This window comes from Variovorax sp. YR266, assembly GCF_900107295.1.
GTDB lineage: Bacteria > Pseudomonadota > Gammaproteobacteria > Burkholderiales > Burkholderiaceae_C > Variovorax.
The window spans coordinates 1-24,370 of record NZ_FNPM01000012.1 but is presented as its reverse complement, the minus strand read 5'-3'; the positions used below and the strand labels follow the sequence as shown (position 1 = coordinate 24,370).

Genomic DNA, 24,370 nt, shown 5'->3' with positions numbered 1-24,370 from the left:
TGCGTACTGAAAGAAAAGCCGCGGGCCTTTGGGCTCGCGGCTTTTTTCTTGTCGATGGGGCGCTCAGGCTTTCGGTTGCGGTCTTGCCTGCCGCTTGAACTCTGCGCAGTAGTCTTTTTCGGGCAGGGGCGGTGTCCGCCATGTGCGGTCGTAGTCGCCCGCCACCGCTTCGGGCGAAGGAGCAGCCGGCGCGGCCATCAGCCGCACCGTGGCGACCTTGACGTCGTCGGGCAGGTGCTGCGGCACGCCGAGCGTGCGCACGACGTGGCCGGCTCCGGCGATCAGCAGCACCGTCTGGCCCGGGCGTTTCGCCTTGACGATGGCCTGCGCCATCGCGCGGTCGCGGCCGACCTGGATGCGCGTCATCGGGACGATCTGCGACTCGGGGAGCATCCTGCAGTGGCCATCGCGCACGGCGTCCTGCTGCGCGGTGTAGGCCTCGCCGTTGAGCTGCACGTCGAGCGAGACGTCGGCCATGGCGTCTTTCATGCGGATGCGCGGCAGATTGGCGCCGACCACGGGCACGCCCGCGCGCACGGCGGCCATCACGGCGGGGCCGTAGCTGGCCCAGGGCCAGGCCTTGTCGCTCCAGTCGAGGGCGGCCTGCACCTGGGCCTCGGTGGCGGTGGGCGTGAGCTGCGCGGTGCTGCGGCCTTCCTCGGCCATCTCGAGCGCCAGCGCGGCGAGGTGGCCGCGCGCGGCCAGCGCCTCGACGGTTTCGCGTTCGATGACATGGTGCTCGGGCGCGTCGTGCTGCTCGCCGAGCAGCAGGGCATCGACCGGCTGGAGCGCTGCGACGCGGCGTGCGATGGGCGCGTCGGGCGCATCGGCGCCGGAAGAGGACAGCGCCGTACAGCCCGTGAACGCCGTGACGGCGAGCAGAGGGAACAGCAGGAATCGGGAGGCCCGGGCGGGCCAGTTTGGAGGAGGCATCGCGCCATCGTATGCCCTCGGCACGCGCGCGCAGTGCCGTCCATTTCCCCCTGTCCCTGTCGTCCGTGCCCTCCCGCTTTTTTTGGTTCGCGCGCTGGCCGCGCAACCGCCGCCGAAGTTCCAGTGGATTTACCGTTGAACACCTCTGAAACTTTTAACTGACAGCCTGCTAATTTTTTACTAAGTCTTTGGGTTTACTCGGCCCGTCGCGAACAAGTCATACCAAAGACCACATGTGACTCGCGATACGGGCCGGATATCCATCTATCCGGAGGTTCAATTTCCGACACTTACGGGGTAGATATGAATAACTTGAGACTCGGTGGCGCCATTGCCACGGCCCTGGTGGCGCTTGCCGTGCTGCCGCTCCAGTCCGCACACGCCACGACGGCCACCACGACCTTCAAGGTGACGGCCACGGTGCTCAGCTCCTGCGCCATGGCCACGCCCGACACGCTCGCGTTCGGAAGCTTCACCCCGGGCACTGCGCTCACCGGCGCGACCTCGTTCACCGTGCAGTGCACCTACGGCACCACCTACTCGCTGGGCATGAGCGCAGGCACCAGCGGCTCGGTGACGGCCCGGACCATGACGAGCGCCACGGCGACCAGCGGCTACAACAGCCTGTCGTACGGTCTCTACAAGGACTCCTCGTATGCGACCAACTGGAGCAACAGCACGACGGGGTCGGACTACACCGGCACAGGTTCGGCCGTGACCCATACGGTCTACGGCAAGGTCCCGGCCGCCCAGTACGCAGTGGCGCCCGCAACGGACTACACCGACACGATCACCCTGACGCTCACCTACTGAGCGTTCACGGTCCATGTCCCTCGATTGGGCTATGCGTCAGCTCCTGGCGCGCGCGGCGATCATCCTCGGTTCGGCGGCGGCGATGGCCGTCTCGGCCGTTCCTGTCGACGTTCGGGCCGCGAGCATCCAGATCGCTCCGGTCCGCGTCGTGCTGCAGCCCAACCGGCCGGTCGCTTCGCTGGTCGTGACCAACGACGGTGCCAGCGAGATCTCGATGCAGGCCGAGGTCATGAGCTGGGCGCAGAAGGACCAGCAGGATGTCTATGCGCCTACGCGCGAGGTACTGGTCAATCCGGCCATCTTCCGGATTCCGGCCAATGGCCGGCAGATCGTGCGCCTCGGCCTGCAGGTGCCCGCGCTGGCCGACGAGCGCAGCTACCGCATCTTCCTGAGGCAGCTGCCGCGCGACAAGGCGCTGCCAACGGGGACCGAGGGGGCGGGCGCTGAATTGCAGACGCTGCTGCAGCTGGTCTTGCCGATCTTCGTGCCTCCTTCGTCCCCTGCGGGAGCGCCTTCGGTCGCGTGGCATCTGAGCGCGTCGGCGCTGACCATCGACAACCTGGGGCGCGAGCACATCCAGATCACGCAAGTCACCGTGCGCCATGCGGATGGCAGCGAACTCTTGCGTCAACGTATGTCGGTCTACGTGCTGCCGCAGCAAAGCGCTAGGTTGCCGGTCGCACTGCCTTCACTGCCGCCGGGCGCCAGACTCCAGTTCGAGGCGCAGGCGGACTCCGACGTGCCGCTGTCCCCCGTCTTCCTGCAAGTTCCCGGTGCGACGGCTGCAGCAGCTCAGTAGCCTGGTCGCTTTCGCTTGCTGGCTGCCGGTGGCACACATGGCGCAGGCCCAAGTGATCGCGGACGACCGGGTGTTCACCCCGGTAATCATCGACGTCGAAGTCAATGGCACGGCAGAGGGGCCTGCACGCTCTGCGCTCCGGCACGGGGGCAAGCTCCTGTTCAGCCGTGCCGACCTGCAGGCCTGGCGCGTCATCGTTCCCGCCCAGGCGACGGCCGTGGTCGAGGGGGCCGATTACTACGACCCCGCTGCGTTGCCCAATGGCAGCGTGGCGCTGGAAGAAAGCACGCAGACGGCGCAAGTGCGCTTGCCCGTGACGGCGTTCGTGGCCAATGCGCTCAGCGGCAAGGCCGCGAACCGGCCGTCGTTGACGCCCTCCGTCAATGCCGCCTTCGTCAACTACAGCATGGCGCTGCAGCACGACAGCAACGGCACTGCCGCATCGGGACTGCTCGACAGCACGGTTTCGGGCCAATGGGGATTGCTGGCGAACAGCGTGCTCGTCGGCCAGTCGGCCTATCAGAATGCGACGGGCCTTTCGTCGCTGAGCAAGATGGTCCGGCTCGACAGCTACTACCGCTACGACGACCCGGATCGCCTGACGCGGCTGACGGTTGGTGACGCCATCACGCAGAACGCCGCGTGGTCCACGCCGTCGCGCTTTGCCGGGGTGCAGTTCGGCACGCAGTTCGGCCTGAGCCCTGGGTACATCAGCTATCCGGTGCCGTCGCTCACGGGCGGATCGGCCGTCGCATCGACGCTCGAAGCCTATGTGAACAACACGCTGCACTATCAGGGGCAGGTCGATTCGGGCCCGTTTTCGTTGAGCAACGTGCCGGTGCTCAGCGGCGCGGGTGAGATGAGCTTCTCGGTGTCCGACGCGCTGGGCGTGCGGCGCACCGTCACGACGCCTTACTACGTGAGCACGAATCTGCTGCGCGCGGGCTTGTCGGACTACTCGGTCAACGTGGGGTGGAGCCGCCTCAACTATGGCCTTCAGAGCAATGACTACGGCAGCCCGTTCGCTGCCGGCAACTGGCGCCGCGGACTCAGCGAGACGGCCACCGTGGAACTGCATGGCGAGGCCGGCGCGCAGGTTCAGGTTGCCGGCGCCGGCCTGACCTGGGTGTGGGCGCCGCTGGGGGAGTTCGGACTGCACGGCGCGGCCAGCCGCTCGCAGGACGCGGGCAACGGAACGCTCGGGCGCGTCTCGTTCGCGCACATCGCTCCTGAGTGGAGCTTCTCGGCAAGCCGGCAATCCGCCAGCGCAGGCTTCATGCAGGTTGCATGGCTGGACAGCCAGACGCACACGACCGGGCAGACCCAACTGTTCCTGGGGCGCTCCCTTGGCCGCCGCTATGGCAGCCTGGGCCTGGCCTACACGGCATTGCGCTACAGCGGCGGCGACGAGGCCAAGGTGCTTTCGCTCAACCATTCCATTCAACTCGGTGCCGTGTTCCTGAACACCTATGTGGCGCGCACCGACTCGGGCGCCACGGCGAATCGCCAGCGTGTCGCATCGGTCGGCTTGAGCCTGACCCTTCCGTTGGGCGACCGGCAGACCGCATCGGCCACGACCAACCGGCAGAACGGGAAGACCACCACCACGGTCGACGTCAGCCAGGCGACTCCGAGCGATGAGGGGCTGGGCTGGCGCGTCGCGGCCTCGAATGGCGAGACAAAACGCGCCCAGGCCGAGGCAACCTGGCGGACCCCCTATGCGAGCTTCAATGCGCAGGTCGTCGACCTCAACAAGGAGACCAGCGCCAGGGTGCTTGCCGAGGGCTCACTGGGCTATACGTCGGGCATGTTCTTCGCGGCGCAATCGTCCAGCGACGGCTTTGCGCTGGTGACGGTGCCTGGCGCGGCCGGCATCAAGATCTACCGGGAGAACAACCTGGCGACGACGACCGACGGCGAGGGGCATGCCCTCGTGACCGGGCTGCGTGCCCATGAGCTGAACAAGATCAGCGTGGACAACGGCGATCTGCCGATCTCGGCGCAGGTGCACTCCGACGTGCTGCAGGTCGTGCCGTCGTACAAGGGCGTTGCGGCGGCCACCTTCGACATCTCGCGCGACCTGAGCGCCACCATGCAGATCCGGCTGCCCGACGGGTCGCCGCTGCCGGCTGGCATCGACGTTGTCGGCGAGAACCGTCCGTCTCCATTAATCACCGGCTACGGCGGCACGCTGCAGCTCGATCGCCCCCGTGCGGGCGAACGCCTCGAGGCGAACTGGCGCACTGGCCATTGCAGTTTCACGGTCGGCCCCATTCCGACCACCGGCACGCTGCCACAAATCGGGCCCTACACATGCGAAACGATGCTTTCAACTACTACAGCGCGCTGATCTGGGTTGCCGGACTGATTGGCGCGCTGGCTGCCACGTCGGCACATGCGTCATGCACGTCGACGGGGCTCGGGACGCCGACCTGCTCGGCCTCCATCAGCGCGACGGCCCTGAGCTTCGGAAACTACAGCGCGGCCACGACGAGTGCGACCACAAGTACCGGCACCATCACGGTGTCGGCCACGTTTTCAGGAAGTGTCTTCGGAACCAGCACCTTGAGCTATACGGTCAGCCTCAGTGCGGGGAATTCGGGAACGACCACGAGCCGCTATATGAGCTATGGCAGCTACACCCTGAACTACAACCTGTACACCAGTTCGACCTATGGGACGGTCTGGGCGACCAGCACGGTGTCGGGCAGCGCGTCCGCCTCAGGTGGGTTCGGGACCAGGACGGCAAGCACCACGCACACCGTCTACGGTCGCCTGCCTGCCGGCCAGTACACGGCTGCGCCGGGCAGCTATACCGACACCATCACGGTGACCGTGACCTACTGAGTTGTTGTTTCCGGGGTTTTCGGCTCAGTGCACCAACACGGGGGTGTGGGCCAGCTCGGCGTAGCCTTCGAGCGTGTCTTCGACCTCTTCCTGGGTGGGAGTGTTGAGCTGCCAGGCGGCGATCTGCTGCTGGAACAGTTCGGCCCAGGAGCCGTCGAGGTACACCTCCTTGCCCGAACGCTTGTCCACGATCTCGAAGCCATGGCGCTCCAGAACCGGCACATTCGGCTGCGCGGGCTCCTCGCCTTCATTGGGCTGCACGTGTACGACGACGAAAGACTCCGAGTCATAAAGCATGTTCATGGCGGGCCCTGTGAGTATGTCGATGGCGTTCATGGGGTTTAGATAGCAATCAACGCGCCAGTTTCAAGATAGGTTGTCTATTTGTAAAACCAACAGGCTAATCGGCATATCTCCAGGACCTTTTGCTTCGATAGTGTGACTTTCTCCTCAATTCGAGGGTCCCGCGGGTAGGGGTTTGCGCAATTGGGCGTCAGCGAAGTCGCCGTTTGCTTCCGTCTGCCTGATGCGCACGGGCAGATAACCGTACGCTGGCGCAAGCCAGAGCTCCAGTTTTCTATCGAAATCCCGGCGCGGGTTGCGGGTGAGTTTGCGCGCGGTGTATTCGCCGGCCGGGAGGGCTATCTTTTCTTCCTCGCCGACCACGAAGACCCAGACGTCGGCATCGCGTGGCCCCACGGTCTGGACCGAGATCCGGGTGCCCGCCGGATAGCGATCCGGGCTGGCCGCCAGCAGGCCGCCGAGCTGCATCATGACGCTCATGCGGTCCTGCGCGCCGGCCAGCAGGGGCACGGGGGGCGTGTTGTTGCTGAACACGATCTGCCCCTGATCGCGCACGAAATGCGACGCCACCTCGGCCTTGCGGCTTTCGGAGTACCGCTCGGGCTCTAGGCCGGAGGGGCCGATGCGGCCGGTGCTGTGCCAGTTGAGCAGGGTGAAGAACACCGCCTTGAGCGTCAGCCGCCCGTCGTAGCGGGAGCCATCCTGCAGCCAGACGAGCTCACCGAACACGCCCCGCTGCGGGGAGGCCCCCACCTGGCCCGTGGCTTCGAAATCGAGCGTGACCGAACCGGGGATCCTCAGCGCCTGGGTGCCGGCGATTGTTCCCGAGGCTTCGCTGCCGCCGGCCGTCTTGGTGCCGCTGCCCGTGCCACCGGCAGGGGAAGACGCACCAGCCGAGGCGCTGGCGGCTGCTTCGGGCGGTGCTGCTCCTGAATCGGGAGCAGCCTGGGCCGTCAGGTCGGGTGTTTCCGGAGCAGGGGGCACGGAAGTGTCTGGCTCCGGCGCTGGCGTAACGGCCGCAGGAGCCGGCTTCGGACGGGGCGCCGACGGCTCGCGGGGCCGGCGCGGCTTGGGCGGCGGTGCTGGCTTGGCTTCCGCTGGGGCGGCAGCCGGCGCAGCGGGCTTTTCAGAAGCCGGCGGCGCGATCACGATCGTCCGCGTGCTGAACTTGCTCGCCAGTGGCGAGGGTTCCGGCCCGATGGCCACCGGCGCCAGCCCGAGCACCAGCAGGTGGATCAGCGCCACCAGCAGCGTCAGACCGATCAGCACCCGCCACGACGGACGCCCGGGCAGGCCGGGAGGCAGCAAGGAAGAAGGAGGGGCGACGAGCGTCGACATCAGTGTGTGGAGTGAGGCGCCGGCCCGGAGGTTCACGAAGACCACCTCGGTACACTGCCGCCCGTTCAACCAGTTTAAGTGGGAGCGGCGCCCGGCCTCGTGCACGCGCCGTGTCCCGCGCCATCACGCACGCACCGCATCATGAAACTCGCCACCCTGAAGGACGGCTCGCGCGACGGCCAGCTCGTCGTTGTCTCGCGCGACCTCACGCTCGCCCACTACGCCACCGGCATCGCGAGCCGGCTGCAGCAGGTGCTGGACGACTGGGGCTTCATGAGCCCGCAGCTGCAGGACCTGTACGACTCCCTCAACACCGGTCGCGCGCGCCACGCCTTCCCCTTCGATCCGTCGATGTGCATGGCCCCGCTGCCGCGCGCCTACCAGTGGGCGGATGGCTCGGCCTACATCAACCACGTCGAGCTGGTGCGCAAGGCGCGCAACGCCGAAGTGCCCGAGAGCTTCTACTCCGACCCGCTGATGTACCAGGGCGGCAGCGACGACTTCCTCGGCCCGACCGACGACGTGATCGTGCCCAGCGAAGCCATGGGCGTCGACTTCGAGGCCGAGATTGCGGTCATCACCGGCGACGTGCGCATGGGCTCCACGCCCGACCAGGCACTCGACGGCATCCGCCTCGTGATGCTGGCCAACGACGTGAGCCTGCGCAACCTGATTCCGGCCGAGCTGGCCAAGGGCTTCGGCTTCTTCCAGAGCAAGCCCGCCACCGCCTTCAGCCCCGTGGCCGTGACGCTCGACGAGATCGGCGAGGCCTGGCAGGACGGCCGCGTGCACCTGGCGCTGCAAAGCAGCTGGAACGGCCGCAAGGTCGGCATGTGCGACGCCGGCCCGGAAATGACCTTCCACTTCGGCCAGCTCATCGCCCACATCGCCAAGACGCGCAACGTGCGCGCCGGCAGCGTCGTGGGCAGCGGCACCGTGAGCAACAAGGGCGTGGAGAAAAACGGCCACATGGACTGGCCCAAGGGCTATTCGTGCATCGCCGAGAAGCGCTGCATCGAGACCATCCAGACCGGCCAGCCGTATACCGATTTCATGAAGTTCGGCGACACGATCCGCATCGAGATGAAGGGGCTCGACGGGCGTTCGCTGTTCGGTGCGATCGACCAGGAGATCGTGTCGACGGCCGGGCGGCCGAAGGAGGCGCCGGTGTCGCTGGTGAAGCCGCAGGGCGGTCTGGAAGAAGCTGCTGAAGATTGAGCGGCTTGACCTTTCAAGGTCAATACTTCTGTCTGCCCGCGTTTGATTTGAGATTTTGACCCTTCTGGGTCAAAAATCGATATCGCTTCAAATTGACCCTATAGAGACAAATAAGATTGATTTGATCAAGCGTTAAGCAATAATGCTCTTATCAGGTCAATTCATGTACCTCACTCCCGACAATCTTTCTGAACTGGCCATGCGACTCACGGCCGAGCGCAAGCGCCAGGGTTTGTCGCGCGCGCAAGCCGCTTCGGTGTGCGGCGTCAGCCCCTCGTTCATCCGCGACGCGGAAAGCGATCCGGGGCGCTGTTCCTTGGTGAAATTGCTGCTCCTCGCGACCGGACTCGGACTCAAAGCCAGCCTTGGCGGTTGGCAGGGCGACCCCGAGGCGAGCGCCGAATGATCCGGCTGCGCATCTGGGCCAACGCCCGTCCGATGGGGTGGTTCGGCCATGTTGCCGCTGACTACTTCTTCGAGTACGACCCTCAATGGCTGGAACAGCCAGGGCACTACGTGCTGGCACCGCAATTTCCGCTGGTGGCCGAGCGCTACACCGGGCACCTGGTCCGGTCTTTTTTCGAGAATCTGCTCCCTGAGGGCGAGGCGCTCGACGACATCGTCAGCGCCATTCATTTGCGCGGCGCTTCATCCTTCGAGTTGCTGGGCCGCCTGGGCGCGGAGCTTCCCGGTGTGCTCTCGCTGCTGCCGCCCGAGGCGCGGCCAGTGCCGGCGCAGGAATACCGTCCGCTACCGTTCGAGGAGCTGAGTCGACGGCTGGCCGGCCGCGACCGCACGCCGCTGTTGCTGTCCAACACCCAGGCGACCATGTCGCTGGCCGGCGCGCAGGACAAGATCGGCCTGCGCTTCGACCCGGCAGGCCAGCGCCTGAGCGACAGCATTGGCCAGTCACCCACCACGCACATCCTCAAGCCTGACACGCGCCAAGCGCGCTACCACCCCAGCGCAGTCAACGAATTTGCCTGCATGACGCTGGCACGAGCGCTTCGGTTGCCGGTGCCGGAGGTTTGGCTGCTTCGCATTCCCGAGGCGGCTTACGTGGTCGAACGCTACGACCGGCTGCTGGCGGCGGGCAACATCGTGAGCCTTCATCAAGTCGACGGCTGCCAGTTGCTGGGACACGGCGCGGACTGGAAATATCAGCGTTCGGGCGGGCTGGTCAGCATTCCCTTGCTGGTCAAGGTCTTGCGCGGGCTGGGCGTGCGCGCCATCGACCTGCTGCAGTTCCAGCGTTGGGTGATGTTCAACTACCTGATCGGCAATTCGGATGCACACGCCAAGAACGTGTCGGTGCTGGTCGATGACAAGGGCTTCAGGCTCGCGCCGTTCTACGACCTGCTGTGCGTGCGCGCGTACGGGGACACTGGTCTGGCGCTGTTCATCGGGGACGAGGAAACCTTCGATTCGGTGGGCCGCCATTCCTGGGAGGCCCTGTGCGAAGACTGCGGCTTTCGCCTGCCTGAAACGTTGGCCGAGTTCGGCAAGATGGCGCGTGCCTTGTTGCCGGCATGGCACAAGGTCCGCGCGTCACTGGACAAATCGCACGACCCGAACGATGCCGAAGTGCATGTGCTGGAAAGAATGACGCACGTGTTCGAGCTTCATGCTCGAAACGCGTTGTCGATGATTGGCGGCTGATCGCGAGGACGGCGCAATTAACGGCCTTAACAGGCTGGACTACAGACTCGCACCGCGCAGCAGTTCTTTCTGCGACCGTATCCCCAGCCGCCGGAACGCCCGGTACTGATGCGTGCGCACAGTCGTCAGCTCGACGCCGATCTCGCGCGCCGCTTCTTTCGCCGTCTTCCCAGCCATCAGGTGGCCGATGACCTCGCGTTCGCGCAGGCTCAGCCTCAGCAGCCGCGAGGCCAGCGTGGGCTCCACCGCCTCCTGCACGGCCACAGCGCTGCGGCCATGCGCCGCGGTGGCGTCGGCCAGCAGCGTGGCGTGCGCCTCGATGCGCGCGAAGTCCTCCACACCGAACTCCGGCTGCGCAAGGCTGCGGTAGAAGCTCACCGCCACGCGCTGCCCCGTGGGCAGCAGCAACAGCACCGACGCTCGTTCGCGGATGCCGACGTCGCCATAGCAGGCGGCGCGGTAGGCCGGGTCGGCCACTTCGTCGGCGTGCTGGTGGCCCAGCCATAGCTGCGCGCGCTTCGGCAGCTTGCGAGCAGCGAGCCAGGCCATGTTCGGGTCGAGCAGGTCGAAGCGCTGCGCCACATAGCGTTCGGTGGTGCGCTCTGCCGTGCTGCCGTAGCTGCTGGCGGCAGACACCGCCTCGATGCGGCCGGTGGCATCGACCACGAACACGGTGCAGAAAGTCACCGGCATCACGCGCTGCATCGCCTTGAGGTAGCTGGTTGCCAGATGCGGCGTGCCCACGCCGGAGAGCACGTCGCCGACGACGGCTGCGGCCAGCGCGGTGTCGGTGGGGTGGATGCGCCAGCGTCTCATGCGTGAAGAAAAAGAAGAGCAGTTCGGGTAAGTACCTCGTACGAAGTTATGACATTGACGGCCCCCGCGCATCGGGACAATCCCGTCGGATGACGAACTCTCCCGATGCTGCCAGCGGCCCCGTGCCTCCGCCGGCCAGCGCCACTGAACTGCCGCCGTCGGTCGGCGCCTTCCACTACACGCGCTACAAGCCCTGGACGCCGCCGCTCGAAGAAGGCGGTATCGAACCCGGCCGCCATCCAGTGGTGATCGCGGGCGGTGGGCCGGTCGGTATGGCGCTCGCGCTGGGGCTCGCGAACCACGGCGTGCGCAGCGTGATCCTCGAAGCCGACGATACGGTGTGCGTGGGCAGCCGCGCGGCCTGCATCTCGCGGCGCAGCCTTGAAATCATGGAGCGGCTCGGCGTACTGCCCGGCTTCATGGCCAAGGGCCTGCCGTGGACTGGCGGTCGCAGCTTCTACAAGACGGCCGAAGTGTTCCGCTTCGAGATGCCGCACGACGCGCAGCAAAAGCTGCCGCCGATGATCAACCTCGAGCAGTACTACGCCGAGCACTATCTGCTGGAAGAAATCTTCCGCCGCAACGAGCAGACGCCGGGGCTCATCGACATCCGCTGGGGCACCGAGCTCACCGGTCTCGCGCAAAGCGATGAGGGCGTGACGCTCGACGTGCGCAACGCCGAAAGCGCCTACCGGCTGCACGGACAGTGGCTCGCAGCCTGCGACGGCGGCCAGAGCTTCGTGCGCAAGGCGATGGGGCTCACGCTCGAGGGCACGGGCTACGAAGGCCGCTACGTGATCATCGACATCGAGCTGCACAGCGGCCACCCCACCGAGCGTCGCGCGTGGTTCGACCCGCCGTGGAACCCCGGCTCGACCGTGCTGATGCATCGCCAGCCCGACGACATCTGGCGCATCGACTACCAGCTGCGCCCCGGCCAGAGCACCGAAGAAGCGCTGCAGCCGCCGGCCGTGGCCGAGTTCGTGCAGCGCCACCTCGACGCCATCGGCGAAGGCCACCTGCCGTGGAAGACGGTGTGGACCTCGGTCTACCGCGCCGGCGCGATGACGCTCGACAGCTATCGCCACGGCCGCGTCGTGTTCGCGGGCAACGCTGCGCATGCAATGCCGATCTTCGGCGTGCGTGGGCTCAATTCGGGCTTCGACGATGCGGACAACCTCGCGTGGAAGCTGGCGTTCGTGACAAGGGGGTTGTCAGATGCGGCGCTGCTCGACTCGTACTCGCAGGAGCGCATCGCGGCCTTCCACGTGAACGCCGAGAACGCGATGCGCAGCACCGAGTTCATGTCGCCGCCGTCGCGGGGCTTCGACCTGCTGCGCGAGGCGGCGCTGTCGCTGTCGGAAGCGCATCGCGGCATTGCGCAGCTCATCAATCCGCGCCAGACGCAGGCCGTGCGCTATGCCGATTCGCCACTGTCTAGCGAGGGTGACGAACTGCCGAGGGGTCCGCTGCCGGGCGAGGTGATGCCCGAGCAACAACTTGCGCAAGGCCACCTCACCGACTGGATCGCGCCGACCTTCACGCTGCTGGTGCTGCGGCCCGATGTGGCCCCGCTGCCTGCAGCCGACATTGCGCAGGCACTGCAGGGCGCGCTGCCCTTCGTCGTGCGTAGCATCGCGGCCCCGGGCGTCGACGGCGCCGACGCGCATGCATCTCCCGCCGTCTTCGAAGCGCTCGGCGCGCAAGACGGCGCGGTCTACCTGCTGCGTCCCGATGGCCACGTGGCCGCGCGCTGGCATCGCCTGCCGCCCGGCGCCCTGCAACCTGCACTGGCCCGCGCGGCCCAGGAGCCCCTCGCATGACCACGACACCGCTGAACCCCGACGCCCGCGACCGCCTCTATGCCGAGTGCGCACGCGCTATCACCGAGGCGGGCGCCGAGCGCGAATCGCTGTTCCTCGCGCGGCTCGCGCTGCTGCTGTTCGAGCAGGTCGGAGACGAGGCGCGGTGCCGCGCCGCGCTGGCCGATGCGCTGCGCGCGCTGCCCGTACCATCGCTGTCCGCTTCCTGACCTTCCAAATTACAAACGACTGGAGACTGATCCATGGATCGCCGCACCCTTCTCGCCACGCTCGCTTCCGGCGCCGCAGTGGCCGCCACGCCTTTCGCCCACGCGCAGGAGTACCCCGCGCAGCTCATCAAGTGGGTTGTGCCCTATCCGGCGGGCGGCGGCACCGACGTGATCGCGCGCGTGCTGGCCGAATCGATGCGCCAGACGCTGGGCCAGCAGATCGTGGTCGACAACCGCCCCGGCGCCTCGACCAACATCGGCGCCGACCTGGTCGCCAAGAGCAAGCCCGACGGCTACACGATCCTCTCGGCCGACAACGCGGTGCTGGCCTTCAACGAGCACCTGTTCAGCAAGCTGCCGTTCAACCCCGAAAGAGACTTCACCTACATCGGCGCGATCGGCAAGTTTCCGCTCGCGCTGGTGGTGCATCCGGACTTCCCGGCGAAGAACTTCAAGGAGTTCCTGGCCTACGTGAAGGCCAATCCCGGCAAGGTCAACTACGCCTCGCCCGGCAACGGCTCGCCGCACCACCTGGCAATGGAAATGTTCAAGGTGCGCACCGGCACCTTCATCACCCACATTCCGTACCGCGGCGCGGCGCCGGCCATGGCCGACGTGATGGGCGGGCAGGTGCCCTGCATGTTCCTCGACCTGGCCTCGGGCCTGTCGATCATGCAGAGCAACAAGGTGCGGGTGCTGGCCATCGGCTCGGGCGCGCGCAGCAAGCTGCTGCCCAACGTGCCGACGCTGGCCGAAGTGGGCGTGCCCAACACCGAAGTGTTCGCGTTCCAGGGCATCCTCGGCCCGGCCGGCCTGCCGCCCGCGGTGGTGAACAGGCTCAACGGCGACCTGAACAAGGCATTCGGCACGCCCGCCGTGCAGAAGCGTTTCGAAGACTTCGGCATGGAAGCGATGCCGGGCTCGCCGGCGCAGTTCGCGGCGCTGTCGCGCGCGGAGTCGAAGCGCTGGGGCCCGATCATCAAGCAGGCCGGCATCAAGCTGGACTGATGCCGGCAACCGGCGTTTGCCCTAGCGGGTAAACGCCTTTCGCGAGCCGTCTTCGAGGACTTCGTCGTCGCGCTGCAATTCGCCGCTTTCGTCCCAGGTGCGCTCGCGCGTCACGCGGCCCTTGGCGTCGAAGCTCGACTCGGCCAGCAGCGTGCCCTTCTCGCTGAAGCGCTGGTGGGTGCCGACCGGAATCTGCCGGTTGCGGCCCGCGATCTCGTAGCGGCCCTGCGCGGCGCGCTGGCCGCTGTCGTAGAACTCGGTGATCTCGACCGCACGCGCGTCGCCGCTGCCGCTGTATGCCGACTTGCTGCGCGGCTGGCCGTTGAGGTAGTAGCCGTCGTCGACGATCGGCTCGCCCGCGCTGTTCCAGCGCTGGTCGCGCACCAGCGTGCCCTTTTCGGAGAAGGCCTGCTCGCGCACGCGGATGCTCGCGCGCTCGACCAGCAGGTACACCGTCTCGCGGCGCTTGATGCCTTCGGACGAGTAGTTCTGCTCGGTGCGCTGGTTGCCCACGGTTTCGTCCAGCGATGCGGTCTTGCCGTTGTCGTAGAAGCTCTGCGAGCGCACCCGCTTGCCCGACACGAAAGAAAGCCGCGAACGCAGGCTGCCGCGCGCGTCGAACAGGTCGACCTGCGACGGGCCGGTGCCCGTGAAGCCGCAGAGCTTGGCGTCGTCCGCCACCGGCGCGAGCGTGGGCGCGTCCGCGCAGCGCAGGGCCGAAAGCTGGCCGTTCTCGGTGAATTCGACCGACGCGCGTTCGCTGCCGCTGCCGGTGTCGGGATAGAAGATGGCGCGCCGCAGCTTGCCGTCGGGGTAGAAGTTGCGCACCAGCCCGCGCTCCTGGCCGTCGTCGTAGGTGGCGTCGCGCAGCACGCGGCCCGTAGGCGAGAACTCGCGGGCGCGGCCGTGCAGGTTGCCCTTGGCGTTGAGGCTGTGCTCCTTGGCGAGCTTGCCCTTCTCGTAGATGCGCACCAGGCCCATCGACACGCCGTTCTGGATCTGCTCTTCGCGCTGCAGCTCGCCGGTTGCGTGGTCCTTGCAGCGCAGCAGGCCGGTCTTGCCGGCGGTGCTGCTGCCGTTGGCCGGGTTCACGCTGCGGCCGTTGAGCTCGCAGTCGAGCTGCGCGTGCGCCGCCGTGGCACAGAGGAGTGCGAAGAGTGCGGCGGCGCCGCGAGGGGCGATCCGGCGCGGGGTCATTTCACTTGTCGTACAGCGTTTCGAGGGAGCGCAAGCCCTTGATCTCGATCGGGTTGCCGAACGGGTCGAAGAAGAACATCGTCCATTGCTCGCCCGGCTGGCCCTCGAAGCGCACCTGCGGCTTCAGCACGAACTCGGTGCCGGCGGCTTCGAGCCGCGCGGCCATCGCCTGCCAGTCGGGCAGGGCCAGCGCGAGGCCGAAGTGCGGCATCGGCACCATCACGTCGCCGACGCGGCCGGTGCGGGCGGTGGCGAAGGGCTCGCCGAGGTGGAGCGAAATCTGGTGGCCGAAGAAGTCGAAGTCGACCCAGGTGTCGGTGCTGCGGCCTTCGGCGCAGCCGAGCACGTCGCCATAGAAGCGGCGGGCGCCGTCGAGGTCGCGAACGTTGAAGGCAAGGTGGAAGATGCTCTGCATGGTTTCGGATTATGGGCAGCGGTGCTGTGAGAATGCCGGACTTTCTTTCATCGTGGAGCAAGCCTTGCGGATACTCCGGGTCCTCGCCGCGCGGATGCGCGGCATGCATGTCATCGCGCGGATGCGCGACATCCTCTCTCTTCTTCCTTCCGCGCCGGATTTCCGGCGCATGCCACGCCAGATCCTGGCTGGCGCGTGCTGTGTGTTCAGCTTCGCGGCGGCGCATGCCGCCTGCCCGCCATCGGCCATCGCCAGCCTCGAGAAGCCGGGCATGGGCGTGCGCAACGGCGTCGACCGCGGGGTGCTCTGGCGCATCGAGCGCGACGGGCGCACCTCGTGGCTCTACGGCACCATCCACGTCGGCCGCGGCGACTGGGTGCGGCCCGGCCCGACCATCCAGAAGGCGCTGGCGCAGAGCGACACCCTCGCGCTGGAGCTCGACCTGCGCGACGAGGCCACCGCCCGCGCCATGGCCCGGCCGGCCGACCCGGAGCTGCTGGCGCGCATGCTCAGCGGCGAGCGCGCCCGCCGGCTGGAGCGCCAGAACTCTGAAGCCTGCGTGCCGCCGGGAACGCTGTCGAAGCTGCAGCCGATCCTGCAGGTCACGGCGCTGGCCGGCTTGGCGGGGCGTGCCGACGGGCTGTACCCGGAATTCGGCGTGGACGAGACGCTGGCGGTCTCCGCCCGCAACAGCAGCAAGCCGATCGTCGCGCTCGAAAACGCGGCTGAACAGATCAAGGTGCTGACGGGCGAGTCCGAAGCCGAAGAAGCCGAGCAGGTCGATGCGGCACTCGACGAGCTGGAGTCCGGCAAGCTGCGCGGCCAGCTCAAGGAACTGGCCGATGTCTGGGCGCGCAGCGACGCGGCCAAACTGGCTAGCTATCCCGAGTGGTGCGACTGCCTCAAGACGCCTGCCGAGCAGCGGCTGATGAAGCGCCTGCTCGACGACCGCAACCCGAACCTGGCCGATGGCATCGAGCGCCTGCACGCCGGCGGCAAGGGCGTCTTCGCGGCGGTCGGGGCGTTGCACATGATCGGCCCGCAGGGGTTGCCCACGCTGATGGCTGCGCGCGGCTTCACCGTGACGCCGGTGCTGACCAACGCACAGGCGCAGACGGCGCAGCCGATGCCCGCGCTCGCGGCGCCATCGCCCGCGCCAAGGGCCGTGCGCGGCGGCAAGGCCGTGAAGGGCCAGCGCGGGCAGGCGGTGCAGAAGGGTGGCAAATCGACGAAGGCGGCACCCGCTGCCAGGGGCGCCAAGGCCCCCGCCAAAGCGCCAGCCAAGAGCGCGGCCCCTGCCGCCAAGGGCAAAGTGCGCAGATAATCGCCCGCCATGCACGCGCTGCGAACCCACACCCGCTTCCTCGGCCTCGTCGGCCGCTGGGTGCTGCTGTGGTTCGTGATGTCGCTGGGCGTGGCGGTGGCGTCGCCGCTGGTGAATCCGCAGTCGATGGAGCTTGTGTGCTCCAGCGCCGGCTCGATCAAGGTGGTAGTCCATACCGAAGACGGCGCGCAGGAAATGGGCGCCTCGCACATGGACTGCCCGCTGTGCGTGCTGACCGGTGCGCCGCCGCCGGTCATGGCGGTTCCGGTTTTCGATCTTCCCTTGCCGCTGGGCCGCGTGGTCCAGTCCATTCCCGCCGCGCGCCTGGCCGCGGCCACCGCGGCGCCGTTGCCGGCGCGCGGGCCCCCGACTTTCTCCTGACGCTCTCAAAACCATAGCTGCATACGCACGACCGAGTGCGTGTGCGGCCTGTCTGGCTTGAAGTTTCGTGGAGAAGGTTCCTCTTGAAAAAGCATTCCCGCGCCCTGGCGATCGCCATGGCATTTCCTCTTGGCGCGCCTGCGCTGGCGCAGCAGCAGCCCGCCGAAGCGCCTGAAAGCGGCACCGGTGGCCGTTCGCTCAGCACCGTCACCGTGAGCGGCGGCCGGCCGACCTCGCTGCCGGCGCAGATCCCCACCACCATCGAAGGCGTGACGCACGACCAGATCGTCGAAACCGTCAACGCCACCGACAGCGAAGACGCGCTCAAGTACCTGCCGAGCCTGGTCGTGCGCAAGCGCTACATCGGCGACTTCAACCATGCCGTGCTCGCCACCCGCGCTTCAGGCACGGGCAACAGCGCACGCTCGCTGGTCTACGCCGACGGCATCATGCTGTCGAACCCGCTGGGCAACGGCGCCACCTACGCGCCGCGCTGGGGCATGGTGTCGCCCGAAGAAATCGAGCGGGTCGACGTGCTCTACGGACCGTTCTCTGCTGCCTACCCCGGCAACTCGGTGGGCGCGGTGGTCGACTACGTGACGCGCATGCCCACGCAGCTGGAGGCGCACATCAAGCTCAGCGGCTTCGTGTCGAACTTCGATCTGTACAACAGCCATTCCTCCCCGGCCGGCCAGCAGCTCGACCTGTCGCTGGGCAGCCGCAGCGGCGACTGGTCGTGGTGGCTCAGCGCCTCGCGTACTCACAGCAAGGGGCAGGCGCTGGTGTTCGGCAACCGGCTGGTGAGCGCGGGCACGGTCGGCAGCGCAGGCACGCCCGTGACCGGCGCGGTGCTGGGGCTGAACCCGTCGAACCAGCCGTGGTGGCTGGTGGGCGGCTCCACCATCTACGACACCACGCAGGAGCAGGCCAAGCTCAAGGTGGCGTACGACTTCTCGCCCACCGTGCGCGCCACCTACACGCTGGGCGCGTGGAACAACACCACGCACGGCGGCGTCGACACCTGGCTGCGCGATGCGCTCGGGCGGCCGGTGTACGGCGGCCGCGTGAACATCGGCGGGCGCACCTACAACCTCGATTCACCGAGCGCCGCGCTCGCACCGACCGAGACTGCGCTCACGCACTACATGCACGGCCTCTCGGTGAAGAGCCACACCGGCGGCGTGTTCGACTGGGAGGTGGCGGCGAGCCTGTTCGACTATTCGAGCGACACCTCGCGCACGCCAACCACGCCGCTGCCGGGCGCCTTCAGCGGCGGGCCGGGCCGCACCACCGACATGGGCGGCTCCGGCTGGAACACCTTCAAGGTGGCAGGCACCTGGCGGCCTACCGGCTCGGCCGAGGGCGTGGGCGCGCACGTGGTCGACTTCGGCTTCCAGCAGGACACGGCGCGCCTGCGCACCAGCGTCGGCAACACGCTCGACTGGATCAACGGATCGCCCGTCTCGCCGTTCTCGGCCTTCAACGGCAACACCCGGCTGCAGTCGCTCTACGTGCAGGACACCTGGCGCTTCGCGAAGGACTGGAAGACCACGCTCGGCCTGCGCCACGAGCGCTGGGAAGCCTACGGCGGCCAGCTCGGCAGCGCGGCCACGCTGCTGAACTTTGCGCCGCGCAAGAACAGCTACGACTCGCCCAAGGCCGCCATCGCCTGGCAGGCCACGTCCGACTGGCTCCTCAAGGCCTCGACCGGCCGCGCGGTGCGCATGCCGACGGTGAGCGAGCTCTACCAGGGCTCGATCAGCGGAAACCAGATCATCAACACCAATCCGAACCTGCGCCCCGAACGCTCGTGGACCACCGAGCTCAGCGCCGAGCGCGACCTGAAGGGCTGGGGGCTCGACGGCGTGCTGCGCACCACGCTGTTCTTCGAGAACACGAAGGACGCGCTCTACACGCAGGCCCTCACCAACCTCGTGAGCACGGTGCAGAACGTCGACGCCATCCGCACGCGCGGGCTCGAGGTGGCGATGAATGCGGTCGATGTGGGCGTGCGGGGGCTCGACCTCGGCGGCAGCCTCACGCTTACCCGCTCGAAGATCACCGCCAACAGCGGCTTTCCCGCCAGCGTCGGCCACGACCAGCCGCGCGTGCCGAAGGTGCGAGCCACGCTGCTCGCCACCTACCGGCCGGACGCCAGCTGGAGCTACACCGTCGGCGCGCGCTACAGCGGCAAGCAGTACGGCACGCTCGACAACAGCGACCCCAACGGCTTCGCGTACATGGGCTTCTCGAAGTTCTTCGTGGTCGACGCGCGCATACGCTACCGGATCGACAAGCAATGGAGCGCGTCCTTCGGCATCGACAACCTGAACAACAACAAGTACTGGGCCTTCCACCCGTACCCGCAGCACACCTACGTGGCCGAACTCAAGTTCGACCTTTGACTCTTTCACTCCAACTGCAAGGACACGATATGAACAAGACTTCGATGACCGCCCTCAAGACCGCCGCTGCCTGCGCCATGCTGGCGGGCATGGGCGCCGCCGTGGCGCACGTCACCCTGCCGCCGGGCGGTGCCACCGTCGGTAGCGACTACAACGCCGCTTTCCGTGTCGGCCACGCCTGCGAAGGTGCCAAGGCCACCACCGGCCTCGCCGTGCGCCTGCCCAAGGGCTTTGTGCTGAGCGACGCGCAGGAGCGCAAGGGCTGGAAGCTCGACGTGCAGAAGAGCGCAAAGGACGGTGATGGCGAAGTGCGCTGGACGGCAGAAAAGCCCGAGAACGCGTTGCCCGGCAGCGAGCGTGCCGAGTTCGTGCTGCGCGGCAAGGTGCCCGCGACGCCCGGCACGCTGTGGTTCAAGGTGCTGCAGACCTGCGATACCGGCGTGGCCGACTGGGCCGAGGTGCCAGCATCGGGCAGCTCGACTGCCGGCCTGAAGAGCCCGGCCGCCAAGCTGAACGTGGTGGCGCAGGGCGTGGCCACGGTCGACGTGCGCGACGGCTGGGTGCGCCAGTCGGTGCCGGGCCAGAGCGGCACCGGTGCCTTCATGAAGCTCACTGCGCCCACCGGCGCGAAGCTGGTGAGCATCTCCACCCCGGCCGCCGGCATTGCCGAAGTGCACGAGATGAAGATGGAAGGCGACACCATGAAGATGCGCGAACTGACCGGCGGCCTCGACCTGCCCGCGGGCCAGACCGTCGAGCTCAAGCCCGGCGGCTATCACGTGATGATGATGGACCTGAAGGGCGCGCTGGCCAAGGGCGCGACCGTGCCGATGACGCTGAAGTTCGAGGACGCCAAGGGCGTGAAGACCGCGCTGGACGTGACGCTGCCGGTGGGGGCACCCGAAGGTGCCGATGCGGCCGGATCGGCCCATCAGCACAAGCACTGACGTTTTTTCTAAAGCAGCTGGTCTGGTGCCAGCGGCCCGAAGAGCTTGAGCAGCAGTCGCAGCGTGGCGCTGGCATCGGGCTCGGTGGTGGTGTCCTTCAGGCCGCTGCCCTCGGGCGCGCGCCACAGCAGGGAGCCGTCGACCAGCTCGACATGCCACGAGCGCTCGCGCATGCCGCGTTCGATCTGCTCGGACGCGGCGCGCGAGAGTTCGTTGCTGCGGATCAGCAGCGCGATCTCGGTGTTCTGCAGTTGCGATCGCAGGTCGAGGTTCATCGATCCGACCACCAGCAGACGGCCATCCATCACCAGCACCTTGGAGTGCAGCATCGCGCGCGATTCGCCGGTGGCGCTGCTGCCGCCCGAGGAGCCGAAGACGTTGCCGAAGCCCGCCTGTTCGCTGCGCAGTTCGTAGAGCTCGATGCCCATTCCGAGCAACTCCTCGCGGTGGCGTGCGTAGCCCACGTGCGCCACCGGCGCGTCGTTCGAGGCCAGCGAGTTGGTCAGCACGCGGATGCGCACGCCCCGGGTGCGGGCTGCGGAAAAGGCTTGCAGCATGTCTTTTCCGGGCACGAAGTAGGGCGAGATGATGAGCAGGTCGGCGCGCGCCTGGCCGATCAGCTGCAGCAGGCCCTCGACCACGGTGTCGCCGCTGGCGGCCAGATCGGACGCGGCTTCCAGCGAGGCCGCACCGGGCGAGGTGCCGGCCTTGTCGCCGGGCCGGCTGACCACGAGGCCCGGCGCCTTCGCGCTTTCGGGGCCCGAGTCGGCGGGGATCTTGCCGGGCTTGTCCGCCAGCATCGCGGCCGGCGCCCAGACGAAGGTGGCGGTGCGCAGGTCCAGCGGCTTCTCGTCCCATGCGCGGGCGCGCTGTTCGGCGGTGGGAGGGGCGTTGTCCGAGGCTTTCTGCTGGCTGGCAGATTCTTCGACCAGCTCCTGGTCGGCCTTGCGCGCGCGGTCGCGCATGGCCTGCAGTTCCTCGCGCGTGACCAGCGATTGCACCGGGTAGGCGCGCTCGTTGTTCCAGTAGCTGTCGAAGCTGCGCGAGAGGTCTTGCACGATGGGTCCGGCCGCCAGCACGTCGACATCGACGAAGTTGCCGTTTGTCGCGTTGCCGAAATACGCATCGCCGAGGTTGCGCCCGCCCGTGACGCCGAGCACGTTGTCGGCCAGGAACAGCTTGTTGTGCATGCGCTGCTGGATGCGCGAGGCGTCATCGATCGAGTTGAGCAGGCGGCTGAAGGTGGAGTCGCGCGAGCCGGCCAGCGGGTTGAACAGGCGCATCTCGATGTTCGGGATGAAGGCCAGGCCCAGCACCAATGCGTCGCGGCCGGTGGTGTGGAAGTCGTCGAGCAGCACGCGCACCCGCACGCCGCGCTCGGCCGCCGAGCGCAGGCCGCGCAGCAGGCGGCCGGTGCTGGCATCGGCGTGGATCGCGTAGTACTGCAGGTCCAGCGTCTTCTGGGCACCCTCGATCAGCGCGAGCCGGCTGCCGTAGGCGGCCTGCGGACCGCCCAGGAGCAGGAAGCCGGATTCGTAGCGGGCCTTGTCGGTCTGCCGGCGCTGCTGCACCAGGTCGGCCATCGCGGTGCCGGCGGCTGGTGAGGCGAGAGCGGTCGAGACGGGCCGGTCGACGTTCTGGGGCAGCTGTGCGCAGGCACCGAGGATCAGCAGCGCGAGAAGCGCAGTGGATCGGCGCAAGAACGTCTGGAAGGAAGAAGGCATGCGGCTTTCCCGGGGCTTGGAAGGGTGAGCCGCATATATAGCCTAGTCGGCGCCCGCCCGGCGTCGGACGGGCGGACGATCGGCGCCGACGGGTGTCAGCGTCCGGCGGTGAGCTCTTCCTGGCGCTCCAGGGCGGAGAGCAGTTCGTCGTCGATCCTGGCGTGGCGCTCGGCCAGCTCGGCGGCGCGCGACGCGTCGCTGGCGTAGATGGCGCCGCCGTCGAGTTCGAGCATTTCGGTGATGCGCGTCTGCTCGGCTTCGAGGGCTGCGATCTGGGCGGGGAGGGTGTCGAGTTCGCGCTGCTCTTTATAGGAGAGCTTCTTGCGGGCGCCTGCAGCCTTGGGGGCGGAGGCTTCCGCCGCGGCCGGGGCGGGTGCGGGGGCTGGCGTCGGGGCGGGTGCCGCGGCCGCGCGCTGCTCGGCGATCTCGCGGGCGCGCTTGGACTGGATCAGCCAGTCCTGCACGCTGCCTTCGTACTCGCGCCAGCTGCCGTCGCCTTCGTAGGCGATGGTGCTGGTGACCACGTTGTCGAGGAAGGTCCGGTCGTGGCTCACGAGGAACACGGTGCCGTCGTAGTCCTGCAGCAGGTTCTCGAGCAGTTCCAGGGTGTCGATGTCGAGGTCGTTGGTCGGCTCGTCGAGCACCAGCACGTTGGCCGGGCGCGCGAACAGGCGCGCCAGCAGCAGGCGGTTGCGCTCCCCGCCGCTGAGCGAGCGCACGGGGGAGTTGGCACGCGCGGGGGAGAAGAGGAAGTCCGAGAGGTAGCTCTTGACGTGCTTCTTCTGCGAGCCGATCTCGATCCACTCGCTGCCGGGGCTGATGAAGTCTTCCAGGGTGGCGTCGAGGTCGAGCTTGTCGCGCATCTGGTCGAAGTACGCCACCTGCAGGTTGGTGCCGCGGCGGATCTTGCCGCTGTCGGGCTCGAGCTCACCCAGGATCAGCTTCAGCAGGGTCGTCTTGCCCGCGCCGTTGGGGCCGAGCAGCCCGACCTTGTCGCCGCGCAGGATGGTGCCGCTGAACTTGCGGATGACGGTCTTTTCGCCGAAGGACTTGGTGGCCTCGGTGAGCTCGGCCACGATCTTGCCGCTGGACTGGCCGGAGGCCACGTCCATGTTGACGCTGCCTTGCACTTCCCGGCGGGCGACGCGGCTGGCGCGCAGTTCCTGCAGGCGGGTGATGCGGCTCTGGCTGCGGGTGCGGCGGGCTTCCACGCCCTTGCGGATCCAGATTTCTTCCTGGGCCAGGAGCTTGTCGGCCTTGGCGCTGATGACCGCCTCCTGGGCGAGCTGCTCTTCCTTCTGCAGCAGGTATTGCTCGAAGTTGCCGGGGTAGGAGCCCAGCTTGCCTCGGTCCAGCTCCACGATGCGGGTGGCGACGCGGTTCAGGAAGCTGCGGTCATGGGTGACGGTAACGACGCTGCCCTTGAAGTCGATCAGCAGCTGTTCGAGCCATTCGATGGAGTCGAGGTCCAGGTGGTTGGTGGGCTCGTCGAGAAGAAGGACGTCTGGCGCGGCCACCAGAGCCTGCGCCAGGGCGACGCGCTTGCGAGTGCCACCGGAGAGAGAGCCGACGCGGGCGTCGCGATCGAGGTGCAGGCGGTGCAGCGTTTCTTCCACGCGCTGCTCCCAGTTCCAGGCGTCGAAGGCTTCGATCTGGGACTGGAGCGCGTCCAAGTCTAGGCCGTCCGCGCCGGAGAGATAGAGATCGCGGATGGCAATGACGGGGGCCAGGCCCTGGCTGGCTGCGGTGAAGACGTCCGCATCCATATCCAGAAGAGGTTCCTGGGCCACATAGGCCACCCGGAGGTTCTGCTGCAACTGGAGGGTGCCGTCGTCGGTCTTCTCCAGGCCGCCCAGTATCTTGAGCAGGGAAGACTTGCCAGCGCCATTGCGGCCGATCAGGCCGATGCGCTCTGATTCGAGAAGAGAAAAGTCCGCATGATCCAGCAGCGGGACGTGACCGAACGCCAGTTGGGCGTCGAGGAGTGTGATGAGTGCCATGTGGCGCGGATTATCGGAGGAGCCAATGTCAGGGCTTGGCGGCAGGGAGATGGGCTCTGTATGGAGGGGGCTCGAAGAGGCCCCTTTTCAAGTTTCTTTGGGCTAGTCTTGCACGCCCCCAAATCTGTCATATACTCGTGGGCTTCGCTGATGAATGCCACTGGTGTTCGAGGCAGTTGGTGCTTCTCTGGGGGCGTTGATTGTTGGTGGT

22 protein-coding genes are annotated in these 24,370 nt (G+C 67.4%); 14 read left to right on the top strand and 8 right to left on the bottom strand.

The genetic code is table 11. The features are described from left to right. Positions 1-63: 63 nt before the first annotated feature. Positions 64-933: a ChaN family lipoprotein gene (locus BLW48_RS26450; protein ID WP_093178419.1), complete on the bottom strand. Its 870-nt coding sequence runs from the start codon at positions 931-933 to the stop codon at positions 64-66. A gap of 303 nt (positions 934-1,236) precedes the next feature. Between BLW48_RS26450 and BLW48_RS26445 the strand changes: the two genes are divergently transcribed. From BLW48_RS26445 to BLW48_RS26430, 4 genes are read left to right on the top strand one after another with little or no spacing between them, the layout of a single operon-like run. Next, complete coding sequence (locus BLW48_RS26445; RefSeq protein WP_093059963.1) at positions 1,237-1,746, top strand: Csu type fimbrial protein; 510 nt, start codon at positions 1,237-1,239, stop codon at positions 1,744-1,746. A 31-nt stretch (positions 1,747-1,777) separates the two neighbouring features. Beyond that, a complete protein-coding gene (locus BLW48_RS26440) occupies positions 1,778-2,545 on the top strand; it encodes a fimbrial biogenesis chaperone (RefSeq protein WP_177142415.1) in 768 nt (255 codons plus the stop codon). A 37-nt stretch (positions 2,546-2,582) separates the two neighbouring features. Beyond that, a complete protein-coding gene (locus BLW48_RS26435; RefSeq protein ID WP_177142414.1) occupies positions 2,583-4,895 on the top strand; it encodes a fimbria/pilus outer membrane usher protein in 2,313 nt (770 codons plus the stop codon). After that, positions 4,859-5,392, top strand: coding sequence for a spore coat protein U domain-containing protein (locus BLW48_RS26430; RefSeq protein WP_093178415.1), 534 nt, complete (start codon positions 4,859-4,861; stop codon positions 5,390-5,392). Before BLW48_RS26435 ends, BLW48_RS26430 begins: the two co-directional genes overlap by 37 nt. Positions 5,393-5,416: 24 nt before the next feature. Here the strand turns inward: BLW48_RS26430 and BLW48_RS26425 are convergent, their stop codons facing one another. After that, positions 5,417-5,695, bottom strand: a complete 279-nt coding sequence (locus BLW48_RS26425) for a BTH_I0359 family protein (RefSeq protein WP_176929076.1) — start codon at positions 5,693-5,695, stop codon at positions 5,417-5,419. 147 nt (positions 5,696-5,842) lie between these two features. After that, complete coding sequence (locus BLW48_RS26420) at positions 5,843-7,033, bottom strand: DUF3108 domain-containing protein (RefSeq protein WP_093178559.1); 1,191 nt, start codon at positions 7,031-7,033, stop codon at positions 5,843-5,845. Positions 7,034-7,174: 141 nt separating this feature from the next. Here BLW48_RS26420 and BLW48_RS26415 point away from each other — a divergent pair, with 141 nt between their 5' ends. From BLW48_RS26415 to BLW48_RS26405, 3 genes are all read left to right on the top strand, one after another. Further along, complete coding sequence (locus tag BLW48_RS26415) at positions 7,175-8,251, top strand: fumarylacetoacetate hydrolase family protein (protein WP_093178413.1); 1,077 nt, start codon at positions 7,175-7,177, stop codon at positions 8,249-8,251. A 163-nt stretch (positions 8,252-8,414) separates the two neighbouring features. Beyond that, entirely contained in the window at positions 8,415-8,657 is a 243-nt protein-coding gene (locus tag BLW48_RS26410; RefSeq protein WP_093178412.1) for a helix-turn-helix domain-containing protein, read from the top strand. Further along, positions 8,654-9,910, top strand: coding sequence for a HipA domain-containing protein (locus BLW48_RS26405; protein WP_093178410.1), 1,257 nt, complete (start codon positions 8,654-8,656; stop codon positions 9,908-9,910). The genes BLW48_RS26410 and BLW48_RS26405 overlap by 4 nt, the downstream gene beginning before the upstream one ends. 39 nt (positions 9,911-9,949) lie before the next feature. Here BLW48_RS26405 and BLW48_RS36030 read toward each other — a convergent pair whose 3' ends face one another. After that, positions 9,950-10,726 (bottom strand): helix-turn-helix transcriptional regulator, encoded by a 777-nt coding sequence (locus BLW48_RS36030; protein ID WP_093178409.1) that lies wholly within the window; start codon positions 10,724-10,726, stop codon positions 9,950-9,952. An 89-nt stretch (positions 10,727-10,815) separates the two neighbouring features. Here BLW48_RS36030 and BLW48_RS26395 point away from each other — a divergent pair, with 89 nt between their 5' ends. From BLW48_RS26395 to BLW48_RS26385, 3 genes are read left to right on the top strand one after another with little or no spacing between them, the layout of a single operon-like run. Continuing rightward, complete coding sequence (locus BLW48_RS26395) at positions 10,816-12,549, top strand: FAD-dependent monooxygenase (protein ID WP_093178407.1); 1,734 nt, start codon at positions 10,816-10,818, stop codon at positions 12,547-12,549. Further along, positions 12,546-12,758: a DUF2783 domain-containing protein gene (locus BLW48_RS26390; RefSeq protein ID WP_093178406.1), complete on the top strand. Its 213-nt coding sequence runs from the start codon at positions 12,546-12,548 to the stop codon at positions 12,756-12,758. The genes BLW48_RS26395 and BLW48_RS26390 overlap by 4 nt, the downstream gene beginning before the upstream one ends. A gap of 33 nt (positions 12,759-12,791) precedes the next feature. Next, positions 12,792-13,766, top strand: a complete 975-nt coding sequence (locus BLW48_RS26385) for a Bug family tripartite tricarboxylate transporter substrate binding protein (RefSeq protein WP_093059945.1) — start codon at positions 12,792-12,794, stop codon at positions 13,764-13,766. A 21-nt stretch (positions 13,767-13,787) separates the two neighbouring features. Here BLW48_RS26385 and BLW48_RS26380 read toward each other — a convergent pair whose 3' ends face one another. Continuing rightward, positions 13,788-14,963, bottom strand: a complete 1,176-nt coding sequence (locus BLW48_RS26380) for a toxin-antitoxin system YwqK family antitoxin (RefSeq protein ID WP_093178404.1) — start codon at positions 14,961-14,963, stop codon at positions 13,788-13,790. Between the two features lies 1 nt (position 14,964). Next, on the bottom strand, positions 14,965-15,378 hold the full coding sequence (locus tag BLW48_RS26375) for a VOC family protein (protein ID WP_093178403.1): 414 nt from the start codon (positions 15,376-15,378) through the stop codon (positions 14,965-14,967). Between the two features lie 169 nt (positions 15,379-15,547). Here BLW48_RS26375 and BLW48_RS26370 point away from each other — a divergent pair, with 169 nt between their 5' ends. The 4 genes from BLW48_RS26370 (at position 15,548) to BLW48_RS36090 (ending at position 20,435) form a co-directional block, all read left to right on the top strand. Next, a complete protein-coding gene (locus tag BLW48_RS26370; RefSeq protein WP_256330935.1) occupies positions 15,548-16,702 on the top strand; it encodes a TraB/GumN family protein in 1,155 nt (384 codons plus the stop codon). Between the two features lie 9 nt (positions 16,703-16,711). Next, on the top strand, positions 16,712-17,083 hold the full coding sequence (locus tag BLW48_RS26365) for a DUF2946 family protein (RefSeq protein ID WP_093178401.1): 372 nt from the start codon (positions 16,712-16,714) through the stop codon (positions 17,081-17,083). 116 nt (positions 17,084-17,199) lie between these two features. Further along, entirely contained in the window at positions 17,200-19,488 is a 2,289-nt protein-coding gene (locus tag BLW48_RS26360) for a TonB-dependent receptor (protein ID WP_093178556.1), read from the top strand. A 29-nt stretch (positions 19,489-19,517) separates the two neighbouring features. Then, complete coding sequence (locus BLW48_RS36090; protein WP_371127571.1) at positions 19,518-20,435, top strand: copper chaperone PCu(A)C domain-containing protein; 918 nt, start codon at positions 19,518-19,520, stop codon at positions 20,433-20,435. 8 nt (positions 20,436-20,443) lie between these two features. Here BLW48_RS36090 and BLW48_RS26350 read toward each other — a convergent pair whose 3' ends face one another. Continuing rightward, positions 20,444-22,159, bottom strand: a complete 1,716-nt coding sequence (locus tag BLW48_RS26350; protein WP_093178399.1) for a phospholipase D family protein — start codon at positions 22,157-22,159, stop codon at positions 20,444-20,446. A 95-nt stretch (positions 22,160-22,254) separates the two neighbouring features. After that, positions 22,255-24,159 carry an ATP-binding cassette domain-containing protein gene (locus BLW48_RS26345; RefSeq protein ID WP_093178398.1) on the bottom strand — a complete coding sequence of 635 codons (1,905 nt, stop codon included), beginning with the start codon at positions 24,157-24,159 and terminating at the stop codon, positions 22,255-22,257. Between the last annotated feature and the right edge of the window lie 211 nt (positions 24,160-24,370).